Consider the following 14642-nt stretch of genomic DNA (forward strand, 5'->3'; position numbering starts at 1 on the left):
CTCGCACGCTAAGTTTCCCGTCAGTAACCCTCGTCACGCTGGGCCCCGCCCCGGGACGCGCGGTTGCCACCCTGTCACCGTCGACAGCCCCTGCGAGAGCCCGGAGGCCCCCGTGCGCGAGTACAGCGTCCCGTCCACCATCTCGGTGTCGGCCGAGGAGAACCTGACCGACTCCGTGTTCTCGCACGCCGAGCACTTCCCGTCCGGCCCGCTGTTCCGCCGCCGGGTCACGGGGCGCTGGACCGACGTCTCCGCGGCCGAGTTCGCCACCCAGGTCACCGGGGTGGCGAAGGGCCTCGTCGCGGCCGGTGTCTCCGCGGGCGACCGTGTGGGGCTGCTCTCGGCCACCCGCTACGAGTGGTGCCTGCTCGACTACGCCATCTGGTGCGCCGGCGGGGTCACCGTCCCGATCTACGAGACCTCGTCCGCGGAGCAGGTGCAGTGGATCCTCGACGACTCCGGCGCGGTGGGCGTCGTCGTCGAGAAGGACGCGCACGCCACCACGGTGGCCTCCGTCCGCGAGCGCTGCCCGTCCGTGTCACACGTGTGGCAGATCGACGGCGACGACGGTGCCGTGGCCGCCCTCACCGCAGCCGGTGCCGACCTCCCGGACTCCGCGATCGACGAGCGCAGGTCCGCGCTCGGCGCCGACGACCTGGCTACCCTGATCTACACCTCCGGCACCACGGGCCGGCCCAAGGGCTGCGAGCTCACCCACCGCAACCTGCTCACGGAGTCGCGCGCGGCGGCGGTGACGTTCGCCGACATGATCAAGCCCGGCCAGACCAACCTGTGCTTCCTGCCCATGGCCCACGTGTTCGCCCGCGTGATCAGCGTCGCCGCGCTGGACGGTCGCGTCGTGATCGGGCACACCGCGGACGTGAAGAACCTGATCGACGACCTCGGCGAGTTCCGGCCGACGTTCCTGCTGGCCGTCCCGCGAGTGTTCGAGAAGGTCTACAACAGCGCCCGGCAGAAGGCGCACGCCGACGGCAAGGGCAAGATCTTCGACGCCGCCGACGCCACCGCGGTCGCCTGGAGCGAGGCCCAGGAGACCGGCGGTGCCGGCCTGGTCCTCAGGCTCAGGCACACCGTCTTCGACAAGCTGGTCTACTCCAAGCTGCGGGCCGCCCTCGGCGGCGAGTGCACCTCGGCCGTGGCCGGCGGGGCCCCGCTCGGTGCCCGGCTGGGCCACTTCTTCCGCGGTGTCGGGATGCCGGTCTACGAGGGTTACGGGCTCACCGAGACCTCCGCCGCCGTCACCGCCAACACCCCCGCCCACCAGCGGATGGGCACCGTGGGCACCCCGTTGACCGGGTGCGGGGTGAAGATCGCCGAGGACGGCGAGATCCTGCTCTCCGGCGACGTCGTCTTCCGCGGGTACTGGAAGAACGAGAAGGCCACCGCGGAGGCCCTCTCCGGCGGCTGGTTCCACACCGGCGACATCGGCTCGCTGGACTCCGACGGCTTCCTCTCCATCACCGGGCGCAAGAAGGAGATCATCGTGACCGCGGGCGGCAAGAACGTCGCCCCGGCCGTCCTGGAGGACAAGCTCCGCTCCCACCCGCTCATCAGCCAGTGCATGGTCGTGGGCGACAAGCAGCCGTTCATCGGTGCGCTGATCACCATCGACCCCGACGCGTTCCCCGCCTGGCTCTCCCGCCACGGCAAGCCCGCCGGCACCTCCGTGGCCGACCTGCTCGAGGATCCCGAGCTGCGCGCCGAGATCGATGCCGCCGTGGCCGAGGCGAACACGGCGGTCTCCAAGGCCGAGGCAATCAGGAAGTACCGCATCCTGCCGGTGGACTTCACCGAGCAGGGCGGCGAGATGACGCCGTCGCTGAAGATCAAGCGGGCCGTGGTGGCCGACCACTTCGCGACCGACATCGACGCGATCTACGCGACGTAGGGCGCGGGGGCGGCCTCAGCCGTCGAGCAGGGTGGTCAGCCGGGCCGCGAGACGGTCCCAGCGCCACTCCCGCGCGACCCACTCCCGCCCGGCCGCACCGGTGCGGGCAGCGAGCTCGGGATCGGCGAGGTACGCGCCCACGGCGGTGACCACGGCGTCGACGTCGGTGCCGTCCACCACCGTTCCGGTCACCCCGTCCTGCACGGTCTCCGGTGCTCCCCCGGACCGCCCGGCCACCACCGGCAGCCCGGTCGCGGAGGCCTCCAGGTAGACGATGCCGAGGCCCTCCACGTCGAGGCCTGCGCCCCGGGTGCGGCAGGGCATCGCGAACACGTCGCCGACGGCGTGGTGCGCGGCGAGCTCGGAGGCGGGCACGCTGCCGGTCAGCACCACGTGGTCGGCCACCCCGTGCGCCAGCGCCAGGGCTCGGAGGGCGTCCTCGTGCGGACCGCCGCCGACCAGCAGCAGCCGGGTGCCCGGCACCCGCGCGCGCAGCGCCGGCAGCGCCCGCACGAGCACGTCCTGGCCCTTGCGCGGCACCAGCCGGGACACGCACACCACCACGGGCGCATCGCCGAGGCCGTACCGGGCACGCAGCTCGGCGCGGGCCGCCGGGTCGGGTGCGAAGACGCTGGTGTCCACCCCCGAGGGCAGGTGCTCGAGGGCGGTGCGCGGGCCGAACGCGGAGGCGAACCGTCCCCTGGTGTACCGGCTGACGAAGGTGACCACGTCAGACGACTCGCCGATGCGGCGCAGCGCCTGCCGTGCGACCGGGAGCATGGACCAGCCCACCTCGTGCCCGTGGGTGCACGCCAGCACGTGCTGCGCCCCGGCCCGGCGCAGGGCCGGCGCGAGCAGGCCCAACGGTGCGGACGCCCCGAACCAGACGCCCTCGCAGCCCCGGGAGCGCAGCAGCTCCGTCGCCCGCCGGGCGACGTCGGGCACCGGCAGCACCAGCGACCCCCGGTGGCGCACCACCTCGAACGGCTGGGCGGCGTCGAAGGCCTCGGCCCCCCGCCACGCCGGGGCGTAGACCACGATGTCCTCGGCCGGCAGGTGGGTGGCGAAGGTGTGCAGGTAGGACTGGATCCCACCGTTCCGGGGCGGGAAGTCGTTGGTCACCAGCAGGGTCCGTCGCACGCACCCACGGTAGTGCGCGCCCGGCTCAGCCCCCGTCGACCCTGGCGACCAGCCACCGCCCCCACTCCGTGACGAGCTGTGCCTGCGTGGCTCCCAGGGAGGTGGTGAGCTCGGCATCGAGCTGGGCGGGCGTCGGTGACGGCTGCGCGGCCACCGCCCGGTAGGCGGCGAGCAGCGCGTCCTCGCCCCGGGTGTCGGCGAGGAACGAGGTGAACGTCCAGGCGAGCTGGTAGGCGAGCTCGGCGCGGGACGTCTCGTCGCTCGGGGCGAAGTCCGCGTCGGTGGGCAGGCTGTCCGGGGGGCCGTTGGCGCCCACCAGAGCGGCCACCGCCGGCGCACCCCGGTCGGTGCTCGTGCCGCTGCCCCGGTACCCCGAGTAGTCGGCGAAGCCCTCGAGCATCCACAGCGGTGCCTGGTCGGCCGTCACCGGGCGCGCGGCCACGTGGGTGAGCTCGTGGCGCAGGACGATCCGCAGCGTGGCCGCGGTCAGCTGGTCGAGGGTGGCGGGGTTGACCACCACCCGGACCCCGGTGGCGGTGCGTGCTGCGCGGTCCACGGCGTCGGCGGTGGTGACGGCGGCGACGCCGACCCCGGAGAACGCGCTGCCCACCAGGGCCTCGAGCTCGGGCTGGGTGCCCGCGAGGACCACCAGGACCTTCTGCGACCAGTCCGGGCCCCAGAGGCTGGTGACGGCCGGCACCGCGGTGGCGAGCTCGGCGGCCAGCCGGTCCAGGTCCGCCTCCTGTCCGGGGTGCCCGAGGACGACCCCCTGGGCGCTGCTGCGGACCAGGACCGGGCCGAAGTCCCACGGTCCCCGCCACGTGGTGCGGCCGTAGCCGGCCAGGTCGGCGTCCCCCACGAGGCGCCAGGTGTCCCCGCGCCGTGCCACCACGAGGCCCACCGGCTTGCGGGTGGAGGTGGCGTCGGCCCCCGCCACCGCGTACCGCAGCACGACCGGTGGTGCCCACACCTCGTCGGCGCCGAGCCGCTGGACCACGTCCGGGGGCACCACGGCGGCGGGGTCCGCGGTGATCTCGTAGCCCCAGTCCGACAGCGGCACACCGGCGAGGTTCGCTGCGCGCGCGGTCTCGGCCGCCCCGAACCCGACGTCGGCGGCCGGGTCGAGCACCGTGGCGAGCGCCGTCGTGTCGTCGGTGCGCACCGCGCTCGCCCAGACGCCGAGCAGCCGCTGGACGTCCGCCGTGCGCTGGAGGTCCGCGCGCGGAACCGCCCGACCGAGCTCGGCCACGGTGCCCGGCGCCACGGTGCCCGAGGTCACGGTGCCCGAGCTCGCGGGACCAGGCTCAGCAGTGGTCGACGGAACCGCCCCGCCGCCGAGGACCAGGGCAGAGGCCACCACCCCGACCGCCACGGCTGCCGCGAGGAGCCCCCTGGTCACCTCCGTCGCCCGCACGAGCTCCAATGCTAGAGCCCCGGCCACCACGGTGAGCGGGAGAACGAGCAGGCCCTCACCCCGCGCGGGGTGAGGGCCTGCTGGTCAGGACGAGCTGGGCTGGCTCAGTAGCGACGCGCGCTGCTGTAGGGCATCTGGTCCATCGGTGCGACCTTGACGCCCTGGCCGAACGTCGGGGAGTGCACGACCATGCCGTTGCCGGCGTAGATGCCGACGTGCGAGATCGGGCTGTAGAAGAACACCAGGTCGCCGGGCTGCAGATCGGCCCGCGACACCGCGGCGCCGGACCCGGCCTGTGCGCCGCTGGAGCGGGGGATGCTCACCCCCGCCTGCGCGAACGCCCAGGAGGTCAGGCCGGAGCAGTCGAAGCTGTTCGGGCCGGTGGCGCCCCAGGAGTACGGCGAGCCGATCTTGGTCAGCGCGGCCTGCAGGGCGGCGTAGCCCTGGCCGCTGCCCGACCCGGGAGCCGGTGCGGTGTAGCCGGCCGGGACCGGGGTTCCGGCGTAGGACACCTGCTCCGGCACCGAGAGGCGGGAGAAGGCTGCCCGCACCGCGGCCGTCTGGGTCTCGAGTGCCGCCTGCTTGGCCTGGATGTCGGTCTGCACCGAGGAGGCCTGGTCCGCCGCCGTCTGGGCCGCGTCCGTGGCGACCTGCGCGTCGGACTGCGCCTGGGTGGCCGCCGACGAGGCGGACTGGAACACGGCGAGCTGCGCCGACGTGTCGCTGGCGAGCAGCTCGAGGCCCGACATCTGGTCGAGCAGGTCCTGGGGCGACCTGCTCGTCATGAGCGCGGAGAGCCGGTTCAGCCGGGCGCCCTGGTAGCTGGCGGCCGCGAGGGTGTCCACGGTTCCCTGGTACTGCTGCTGCTGGGCCTGGGCGTCGGACAGGGCGGCCTGCGCAGCCCCGAGCTGGCCCTGCGCGGTGGCCTTGTCGGCGTTGGCGGAGTCCAGGCTGATCTGCGCGTCGTGCATCTGCTCGGTGAGGACCTCCGCCTGGTGGCCGAGGTCGGAGAGCTGCTTCTCCGCCTCCGAGGCGTTGGCGGGAGGCGTGGGATCGGCGAGGGCCGGGGTGACCGGGAGCACCGTCAACCCGGCTGCGACCAGCCCGGTTGCGAGGACCCCGCGCAGGCCGCGCTTCAGTCGTTGGGACGCCACAGGGCGTTGTTCTCCTTCTTCCGCTCATCCGCCTACCGGGTTAGCTGACGGGTTCGGGCTGGGAAGAGTCAGCCCTACCTCGTGCCCGACAACAGGCACGACGATTCACCCCGGTGAGAACCTGGGTTCCCGGTTCGACTCCCCCGACGGTGTCGATTCGGCGGTGACCTCCGCCGTCGTCCGAGGTGGACGACTGGACGCCGGTAGGTCTCGGTCAGGTTACGGACCAGGAGGCCGCTGTGTCCACCGGTGCGCTCCGGCGCGCCAGCGGGCAGCGGAAGTGACCCGTGCCACACCACCCTGCTGCCGGTGCGAGGGCCCGCTGACCCCGACCCCCCGCTGACCCCGACCCCCCGCGGGCCGCCGAACCCGCCGGCGTGGTGGCCGCCGTGCTCAGCCGGCGCGGCGGGCCGAGACCGGTGCCGCGGCCGGCCGCACCCGCAGGCCCGCCACGAGACCGGCCTCCGCGAGCACCGCCAGCGCGCGGCGCTCCTCCGCGTCGAGGTCCCCCGGCAGCGGGGCCCCACCGACCAGCACGCCCTCCAGCTCGACGGACGGCCTCCCGCTCCGCACCACGGTCGGGCGGGGCCGCTGGGGCGGCGCCGGGGTGCTCGACCGGGTGCCCGGCAGCCCGAGGAGCACGGAGACCACGCAGTCCCCGCAGGCGGGGCCGCGGACCGGGCAGGTGTCGCAGTCGATGTGCAGTGGGTGCACGGAGCACTCCCTCTCACCGGTGGCCGGGGTGGTCCCGGCCGGGTTGGGGCGCACGCTAGGGACCAGCACCGACAGTTCCGGCTCGGGCACCGAGCTCAGGCCCCGCTGTACTCCCAGTGCCACGGCTCCTCGCGGTCGCCGCCCTGCCGCGCCCAGCTGGGGTGGACCCACCCGAAGGCGCCGGCGTTCGCCGTCATCCACGCGTGCTGCGCCGTGGAGTAGCTCTCGATGCCCCCGCAGAGGTCCACGGCCAGGCCCCAGCCGTGGTTGCTGGTGCCAGGCACCGCGGCCAGCGCGGGCTTGCGGCCGTAGAGGTCCACCTGCTCGGCGTAGGGCCGGTAGGAGTCGGTCATGCACAGCGGGGAGCCGAACTGGCCCTGGTACGAGGCGGACAGCTCGGCGATGGTCTGGGCGGCGTCGCAGCGCAGCCGGTGCGAGCCGATGCCCACCGCGCACAGCGCCGAGGCCGGGATGAGTCCGTTCGGGAAACCACCCCAGGCGAGCGACCCGTCGGTCGACGGCGTGGAGACCACCCCGCCGCAGCTGCGGGGCACCCGTCCGGCCGCCGGCTGCGGGACGTCCACCGCCGGTCGCAGGCCCAGCGACGGCCGCGCGGCACCGAGCACCTGGTCGGCGGCGGGCCGGTCGGCCACCACCACGGCGGTCGTGCGGGCATCGGCGGTGAGCACGGTCGCGGAGTCCAGGACGTAGGCCACCGACTGCACACCGTCCTCGGCCGGGCCGACGAAGAGCAGGTCGCCGGGCTGGGTGTCGGCGGGGTCCACCGGGACGCTGGTGGCCATGGCCTCGCCGGGGCTCGCGGGCAGCGGCAGCCCGGCCTGGGTGGACGTGGTGGACACCAGCCCGCCGCAGGACCACGAGCGGGGCCCGGTGCCCTTCGGCGAGTACGGCTGACCGAGGGTCGCGATGGCCACGGTGACGGCGCGCTGGGCCTCCGCCGACAGCACGAGGACCGTCGTGCCGCCACCCAGCGTGGCCTGGGCGACCCCGGGCTGCGTGGTGCCGGTGGACCTGCTCACCAGGGGCTGCAGACCGGTGGGCAGCACCGCGGGGTCCCGCAGCCGCGCGGCGGGCGGCGCGGCGATCCCCGCGGCGGCGAGGGTGTCGAGGTAGGTCTGCCAGTTGGCGGCGGTCTCGGTGTTGCGGGCCTGCTGGGCCTGCTGCAGGGCCACCACCTGGGCGTCGACGGCCGACAGCGCCCGACCGAGGTCCGCCGAGAGCGCCGAGGCCCGACCGCGCGCGTCGCCCTCGCGGGTGGCCAGCTCGGCCGCGGCGTCCCGGGCGGTCTGCGACCGGGCGGCGGCGGCGTCGCGGGCCGTCGTGGCCGACGCCCGCACGCCCATGGCCTCGGTGAGCACCCGGTTCTGCTGCTCGCGCACCGACGCCACGAGGTCGAGCCCGTCGAGCACCGCGTCCGGGCTGTCCGCGGTCAGCAGCACCTTGGCCGCGCTGGGTGGTCCGAGGTCGGTCCACAGGCTGCGGGTGTAGGCATCCACGGCGCCCTGGTCGGAGTCCACCCCGGACTGGGCCGCGGCCAGGTCCGCGTCCGCGGCGGCGAGGTCGGCGGCGGCGGCGTCGCTGGTGGCCTGCGCGGCGAGCACGTCGGTCTGCAGGGTGGTCAGCTCGTCCTGCACCGACGTGGCCTGGCGCTGGAGGTCGGCGACGGCCGGGCTCGCGAACGCGTCGTCCCCGCGCTGGTCGGGCTGCGCGTCGGGGCTCACGCCGAACTCGTCGGGGCTGCCGGGCGTCGTCTGCTGCTGCGCCCGCGGAACCGGCGCCGCGTGCGCGGCGGGCGCGAGGCCCACCCCGAGCACGGCGACCAGGAGGGCGGCGGCGACGCGGGTGGTCAGGGTCACACCCGGTCCAACGCGCAGGCGGCCCTGCCGTGACGGCCGGGTCACCGGGCGAGCCGCTCGACGAGGACGGCCGACGCCACGGTGTGCGCACCGGACGCCCGCACCGAGTCGACCACCTCGCGGTCGGAGCTGGCCACCACCAGGGGGCGGCCCACCGGTTCGGCGGCCACCACGTCGCGGACGACGTCGTCGGCGATCACCCCGGCCGCGCTGAACAGCACCCGCACCCCGCGGGCCCACACCTGCCCACCGCGTGCGGTGACGGCCGCGCCGTCGAAGACCACCGTCACCTCCGCGGAGGTCCGGGCCGCCAGCAGCCCGAGGTCACGGACCAGACGGTCGCGCTGGGCGACGAGCTCGAGCTGGGGGTAGCCGGTCTTGGTCACGTTGTACCCGTCGACCACGAGGTGGGTGTTCGTGAGGGCCAGCGCGCGGTCCAGGGCCGCGAGGTCGCCCAGCCGGCTGCCCGCCGGGATGGACGCGGCAGCGCCGGTGAGCCCGTCGGCCGGGCGGGCACCCGTCGTCCCGGCCCGCACCCCGAGCTCGTGGCGCAGTCCCGCCGCCACCCCGCCGAGGGTGTCCAGGAGCAGGGCCAGGCGCAGCTCGTCGGCGTCGCGCGCCGCCCGGTCGGCGCGCAGCGCGACGTCCCTGGCGCCCTCGGCCCGCTCCGCGCGCACACGCTGGGCGGCGACGTCGGCCAGGGCCTCGTCCCGCTCGACGCGCACCCGGTCCAGCTCCGCCGTCGGGACGCTCTCGACCGGCTCGGACCGGGCCAGGGCGTCGGTGGCCTCGCGGAGGCGGCGACCCTGCTCGCGCAGCCGCTGGCGCAGCTTGTCCGCCCCGTCGTCGACCACGGCGGAGACGGGCACGGCACGGGTCCGGGCGAGCTCGGCCGTGACCCGCTCCAGCTCGCCGAGGACGCGACGGGTCTCGCGTCGGGCGCCCGCGAGCTCCGCGCGCAGGCCTGCGGTCAGGTCGATCCCGGCCGCCACGGTGACCAGCTCGGCGGCCCGCGGGTCGGCCAGCAGCACGGCGGCCGCGGCCGCCCGGGCGGGTTCGGGGCCATCGAGGTCGAGCTCCCAGGACGCCTGCGCCCGGGCGTGCTCGAGAACGGCCACCCGGAACCGGGGGTGCTCGACCAGCGCGGCCACGAGCACCGCGGCACCCAGGCGCGCCCGCTTGACGGGGGTGAACCGGCCGAGGTGGGCGACCGGGGCGGGGACGTCGGCCCGCGCGAGGGTGGGCAGGGCGGCGGCGGCCAGGGCCGCGAGCCGTTCACGCACGGCGGGAGGCAGGTCCCGGGGCCCGCGCGGCGGGGGCTCGGACACGGCGCCCAGCGTAGGGGCCGCCCTGTTCTGTCGGTGCGGCTGCCTACCGTCCCGCCCCATGTCCACCGCGACCGCCCAGCTGACCTTCGACGAGCTCGGCACCCCCCTGCGCGACACCACGTTCGTGGTGGTGGACCTGGAGACCACCGGCGGCAGCGCAGGGGCGGACGCCATCACCGAGATCGGTGCGGTCAAGATCCGCGGCGGGCAGGTCATCGGCGAGCTCGCCACGCTGGTGGACAGCGGTCGCGGCGTCCCGCCGATGATCGCCGAGCTCACCGGCATCACCACCGCCATGCTCGTCGGCGCCCCCAGCGTGCGCACCGTGCTGCCGAGCTTCCTGGAGTTCGCCGCCGGGGCCGTGCTGGTGGCGCACAACGCCCCCTTCGACACCGGCTTCCTCCGCGCCGCGTGCACCGAGATGGGGATCGCCTGGCCCAGGCCGCCGGTGCTGTGCACGGTGAAGCTGGCCCGACGGGTGCTCACCCGCGACGAGGCGCCCTCGGTGCGGCTCTCCGCGCTGGCGCAGCTGTTCCACGCCACCACCACGCCCACCCACCGAGCCCTGGACGACGCGCGGGCCACGGTGGACGTCCTGCACGCGCTGCTGGAGCGGGTGGGCAACCTCGGGGTGCACAGCCTGGAGGAGCTGCTCGCGTTCCTGCCCGAGGTCACGGCCGGCCAGCGGCGCAAGCGTGGGCTCGCCGAGCACCTGCCGCACTCCCCCGGCGTGTACCTGTTCCGCGGGCCGGGCGAGGAGGTGCTCTACGTGGGAACCGCCACCGACCTGCACCGCCGGGTGCGCAGCTACTTCACCGGGTCCGAGACGCGCAGGCGCATCCGCGAGATGGTCAACCTGGCCGTGCGGGTGGACCACGTGGAGTGCGCGCACCCGCTGGAGGCCGGGGTCCGCGAGCTGCGGCTGCTCGGGGCGCACGCGCCGCCCTACAACCGCCGCTCCACCCACCCGCACCGCCGCTGGTGGGTGGTGCTCACCGACGAGGCGTTCCCCCGGCTGTCGGTGGTGCGCACCGAGCGGGAGGGTGCCCTGGGGCCCTTCCGCTCCCGGGGCGGGGCGAGCGAGGCGGCCGAGCTGCTCGCGGGGGCGAGCGGCCTGCGGACCTGCACACCCCGGATCTCTGCACGAACCCCCCGCGGCAGCCCCTGCGCCCTGCACGAGATGGGTCGCTGCGCGGCTCCGTGCGCCGGGCTGCAGTCCGCCGACGCCTACGGCGCCGGTCCCCGGGCGGTGGCCGCGGTGGTGGCGGGGACCGATGACGCCGTGCTGCACACCGTCCGCACCCGCGTCGAGGAGCTCGCCGGCGCGGGCCGGTTCGAGTCGGCCGCCACGGCCCGGGACCAGGTCGTGGCACTGGTCCAGGTGCTGCGGCGTCGGCAGCGGCTGGGCGCCCTGGCGGCGGTGGACGAGCTGGTGGCCGCACGCCGGGACGGGGCCGGGGGCTGGCACCTGGTGGTCGTGCGCGCCGGGCGGCTGGCCGCGGCCGGCCACGCCGCGCGCGGGGTGGCCCCGGTGCCGCTGGTCGAGCTGCTGGTGGCCTCGGCCGAGACCGTCGTGCCGGGCCCGGGTCCGCTGCGCGGGGCGCCCGAGGAGGAGGTGGCGCTGGTCGCCCGCTGGCTGGAGGCACCGGGCACCCGGCTGGTCCGGACGAGCGGCCCGTGGGCCGAGCCGGCGTCCGGGGCGGGCTCCTGGGGTGCGTGGGCCCAGCGGGCGGGTGCCGCGGCGCAGGAGGCGGTCCACCCCCTCGGCCGGGGCTGGCCCTAGGCTCGCGCCACGAGCCACGCCCCACCAGCGCAGGAGGTACGACGTGATCACCGCGATCGTCATGGTGCACACCGCCGCCGACCGGATCCCCGAGGTCGCCCAGCAGATCGCGGACCTCGGCGGCGTGGCCGAGGTCTACTCCTGCGCCGGCGACGTCGACCTCGTCGTGGTCGTCCGGGTGCGCGAGCACGAGCAGATCGCCGACGTCGTCACCGAGCACATCAGCAAGATCCCGGGGGTCCAGCGCACGGCCACCCACATCGCGTTCCGCTCGTACTCCAGCCAGGACGCCGAGGCCGGCTTCGAGGTCGGCGAGTAGCACACCCGTGACCAGGCGCAGCGCCACCGAGCTCCTCGACCTCGTGCTGGACGAGGGCAGCTTCACCTCCTGGGACACCCCGCCGGTGGACGTGCACCCCGGTCCCGCCTACGCCGCCGAGCTGGCCGCCGCCCGGGCGAGCAGCGGGGTGGACGAGTCGGTGCTCACCGGGCGGGGCCTGGTGCACGGGCGGCCCGTGGCGGTGGTGGTGTGCGAGTTCGCCTTCCTGGCCGGATCCATCGGGGTGGCCGCCGCCGAGCGGCTCGTCTGCGCGGTGGAGCGGGCCACGGCCGAGCGCCTGCCGCTGCTCGCGGCACCGGTCTCGGGGGGAACCCGCATGCAGGAGGGCACCCTCGCGTTCCTGCAGATGGTGAAGATCGCCGCGGCCATCACCACGCACAAGGCCGCGCGGCTGCCGTACCTGGTCTACCTGCGCCACCCCACGACCGGCGGCGTCTTCGCCTCCTGGGGGTCGCTGGGCCACGTGACGGTCGCCGAGCCCGGGGCGCTCGTGGGGTTCCTCGGTCCCCGCGTCTACCAGGCCCTCTACGACGCACCCTTCCCCGAGGGTGTCCAGACCGCGGAGAACCTGCACGCCCACGGCCTGCTCGACGCCGTGCTGCCGCCGGAGGACCTCTCCGAGATCGTCGACCGGGTGCTGCGCGTCATCACCGCACCGCGGACCGGGGCACCGACCACCACGCCGGAGCCACGGCCGACCGACGACGTGCCCGCCTGGACCTCCGTCCTCGCGAGCCGCCGCGCCGACCGCCCCGGGGTGCGGGCGCTGCTGCGGCTGGGCGCCACCGACGTGGTTCCCCTCAACGGCACCGGCCAGGGCGAGCGCGACCCCGGCCTGCTGCTGGCCCTGGCCCGCGTCGGCGGCGCGCCGTGCGTGGTGCTGGGACAGGACCGTCGCGGCCAGACCACCGACCACCCGATGGGCCCGGCCGCCCTGCGCGAGGCCCGCCGAGGGATGCGGCTGGCCACCGAGCTGGCGCTGCCACTGCTCACCGTCATCGACACCGCGGGCGCGGCGCTGTCCCGGGAGGCGGAGGAGGGAGGTCTGGCGGGCGAGATCGCCCGCTGCCTGGCCGAGCTCGTCACCCTGCCCACGCCGACGGTCTCGCTGCTGCTCGGACAGGGGGCCGGCGGCGGCGCGCTCGCCCTGGTGCCCGCGGACCGGGTGCTGGCCGCCCAGCACGGGTGGCTCGCGCCCCTCCCACCGGAGGGCGCCAGCGCGATCGTGCACCGCGACACCGCGCACGCCGCCGAGATGGCCGCCGTCCACGGGGTGCGCTCTGTCGACCTCCTGGCGGCAGGGATCGTGGACGAGGTCATCGCCGAGCACCCCGACGGGGCCGACGAGCCCACCGCCTTCTGCACCCGGGTCGCAGCCGCCGTGGCCAGCGCCCTGGACGAGCTCGGCGCGCACGACCCGCAGGACCTGCTGGTCCGGCGACTGGCCCGCTACCGACGCCTGGGCACCTGAGCCGGTCGGCCCGCTCCGCCGCTCAGACCGCGAGCTCGGTGGACCGCTGCGCCCACCGGTCGAGCAGGTCCGCCGCCGCACCGGAGTCGACGGCCGCGGCCGCGCGCGGCAGCTGGGCGGCGACGGCCCCGACCAGGCTCCCGCCCACCCCGGCGTGGGCGGCCAGCGCCCCGGCGGCGTTGAGCAGCACCGCGTCGCGCACCGGTCCCGCCTCCCCCGCGACCAGGCGCCGCACCACGGCAGCGTTCACCGTGGCGTCCCCGCCGCGCAGGGCGCTGAGCTCCACCCGCGGCAGGCCGAGCTCGCGGGCGTCCAGGCGGTCCGGGCGGACCGTGCCGCCGGCGACCACCAGGACCGTGGACGGCGCGGTGGTGGTGAGCTCGTCGAGACCGTCCTCGCCGCGCACCACCAGCACCGAGGACCCGCGCCCGGCGAACACCTCCGCCAGCACCGGCAGCATCCGGGCGTAGGCGCACCCCACGAGCCCCGCGCGCGGGCGGCCCGGGTTGGTCAGCGGTCCGAGCACGTTGAACGCGGTGGGGATGCCGATCTCCCGGCGGGGACCGGCCGCGTGGCGCAGCGACGGGTGGAACACGGGCGCGAAGCAGAAGCCGATGCCGACGTCGGCCACGCACCGGGCCACCTCGTCGGGCCCGAGCCCGATGGCCACGCCCAGCTCCTCGAGCACGTCGGCGGTGCCGCTGCGCGAGGAGGCCGCCCGGTTGCCGTGCTTGACCACCCGGACCCCGGCCGCAGCCGCCACCACCGCCGCCATGGTGGAGATGTTCACCGAGCCGGACCGGTCGCCGCCCGTCCCGACGACGTCGACGGCGTCCGGGTCCACGGGCACCGGACGGGTGTGGGCCAGCATCACGTCGGCGAGCGCGGTGACCTCGGCGGCCGTCGCACCCTTCATCTGCAGCGCCACGCCGAAACCCGCCACCTGGGCCGCGGTGGCGGCGCCGGCCATGATCTCCTCCATCGCCCACGCCGCGTCAGCAGTGCCGAGGTCCCGCCCGTCGACGAGCTGCCCGAGCACCGAGGGCCAGGTGCGCGTGCTCACCCGCGAACGGTGGGCAGCGCGGAGCCCACCAGCCGGGCGCGCAGCACCTGCGCCACGGTCTCGGCGGCCGCCAGCGGGTCCAGCGGGTGCACCAGCACGGCATCGGCCTGCGACCAGGTCGCGAGCCAGCGGTCGTCCGCACGACGCACCACCACGACCACCGGCGGGCAGTCGGTGATCTCGTTCTTGACCTGGCGACACAGGCCCATGCCCCCGGTGGGCTGGGCCTCGCCGTCGAGCACGGCGAGGTCGACCCCGCCCGCGTCGAGGTGACCGAGCACCTCGGCGATGGTGCCGGCCTCGATCCAGGTCACCCGTCCGAGATCGGCGGCGGGTCGGCGGCCCACCGCCCCGGTGATGAGCTCGCGCACCGCCGGGAGGTGGCTGAACACGAGCACGGTGCTGGCCGGTGCCGGGCGGGCGGGTGCACTCATCACGTCTCCTGCGGC

12 protein-coding genes and 1 riboswitch are annotated in these 14642 nt (G+C 75.9%); of the genes, 4 read left to right on the plus strand and 8 right to left on the minus strand.

Features of this window, described 5'->3' with window-relative positions:
• Window positions 1–112: 112 nt before the first annotated feature.
• On the plus strand, window positions 113–1909 hold the full coding sequence (locus tag RHODO2019_RS10035) for an AMP-dependent synthetase/ligase (RefSeq protein WP_265381671.1): 1797 nt from the start codon (window positions 113–115) through the stop codon (window positions 1907–1909).
• Between the two features lie 15 nt (window positions 1910–1924).
• Here RHODO2019_RS10035 and RHODO2019_RS10040 read toward each other — a convergent pair whose 3' ends face one another.
• The 6 genes from RHODO2019_RS10040 to RHODO2019_RS10065 form a co-directional block, all read right to left on the minus strand.
• Window positions 1925–3049: a glycosyltransferase family 4 protein gene (locus RHODO2019_RS10040; RefSeq protein ID WP_265381672.1), complete on the minus strand. Its 1125-nt coding sequence runs from the start codon at window positions 3047–3049 to the stop codon at window positions 1925–1927.
• A 25-nt stretch (window positions 3050–3074) separates the two neighbouring features.
• A complete protein-coding gene (locus tag RHODO2019_RS10045) occupies window positions 3075–4463 on the minus strand; it encodes a hypothetical protein (RefSeq protein WP_265381673.1) in 1389 nt (462 codons plus the stop codon).
• A 104-nt stretch (window positions 4464–4567) separates the two neighbouring features.
• Window positions 4568–5617 carry an NlpC/P60 family protein gene (locus RHODO2019_RS10050; protein WP_265381674.1) on the minus strand — a complete coding sequence of 350 codons (1050 nt, stop codon included), beginning with the start codon at window positions 5615–5617 and terminating at the stop codon, window positions 4568–4570.
• Window positions 5618–5633: 16 nt separating this feature from the next.
• A riboswitch (cyclic di-AMP (ydaO/yuaA leader) is annotated at window positions 5634–5790 on the minus strand.
• Between the two features lie 220 nt (window positions 5791–6010).
• The gene (locus tag RHODO2019_RS10055; RefSeq protein WP_265384913.1) at window positions 6011–6331 is read right to left on the minus strand and encodes a hypothetical protein; all 321 of its coding nucleotides are present in this window, start codon (window positions 6329–6331) and stop codon (window positions 6011–6013) included.
• A 95-nt stretch (window positions 6332–6426) separates the two neighbouring features.
• Window positions 6427–8208 carry a D-alanyl-D-alanine carboxypeptidase family protein gene (locus RHODO2019_RS10060; RefSeq protein ID WP_265381675.1) on the minus strand — a complete coding sequence of 594 codons (1782 nt, stop codon included), beginning with the start codon at window positions 8206–8208 and terminating at the stop codon, window positions 6427–6429.
• A gap of 41 nt (window positions 8209–8249) precedes the next feature.
• Window positions 8250–9536: an NYN domain-containing protein gene (locus RHODO2019_RS10065; RefSeq protein ID WP_265381676.1), complete on the minus strand. Its 1287-nt coding sequence runs from the start codon at window positions 9534–9536 to the stop codon at window positions 8250–8252.
• Between the two features lie 58 nt (window positions 9537–9594).
• On the opposite strand from RHODO2019_RS10065, the gene RHODO2019_RS10070 reads away from it, so the two are divergent.
• Genes RHODO2019_RS10070 through RHODO2019_RS10080 form a run of 3 tightly spaced genes read left to right on the plus strand, consistent with a single transcriptional unit; the run spans window position 9595 to window position 13130 of the window.
• Window positions 9595–11319: a DEDD exonuclease domain-containing protein gene (locus tag RHODO2019_RS10070; protein WP_265381677.1), complete on the plus strand. Its 1725-nt coding sequence runs from the start codon at window positions 9595–9597 to the stop codon at window positions 11317–11319.
• Window positions 11320–11362: 43 nt separating this feature from the next.
• The gene (locus RHODO2019_RS10075) at window positions 11363–11638 is read left to right on the plus strand and encodes an Lrp/AsnC family transcriptional regulator (RefSeq protein ID WP_265381678.1); all 276 of its coding nucleotides are present in this window, start codon (window positions 11363–11365) and stop codon (window positions 11636–11638) included.
• A 7-nt stretch (window positions 11639–11645) separates the two neighbouring features.
• Window positions 11646–13130 (plus strand): carboxyl transferase domain-containing protein, encoded by a 1485-nt coding sequence (locus tag RHODO2019_RS10080; RefSeq protein ID WP_265381679.1) that lies wholly within the window; start codon window positions 11646–11648, stop codon window positions 13128–13130.
• Window positions 13131–13152: 22 nt separating this feature from the next.
• Here RHODO2019_RS10080 and trpD read toward each other — a convergent pair whose 3' ends face one another.
• Entirely contained in the window at window positions 13153–14193 is a 1041-nt protein-coding gene (gene trpD, locus RHODO2019_RS10085) for an anthranilate phosphoribosyltransferase (RefSeq protein ID WP_265381680.1), read from the minus strand.
• Window positions 14190–14627 carry a hypothetical protein gene (locus tag RHODO2019_RS10090; RefSeq protein WP_265381681.1) on the minus strand — a complete coding sequence of 146 codons (438 nt, stop codon included), beginning with the start codon at window positions 14625–14627 and terminating at the stop codon, window positions 14190–14192. The genes trpD and RHODO2019_RS10090 overlap by 4 nt, the downstream gene beginning before the upstream one ends.
• Window positions 14628–14642 lie beyond the last annotated feature (15 nt).

This window comes from Rhodococcus antarcticus (assembly GCF_026153295.1).
GTDB lineage: Bacteria > Actinomycetota > Actinomycetes > Mycobacteriales > Mycobacteriaceae > Rhodococcus_D > Rhodococcus_D antarcticus.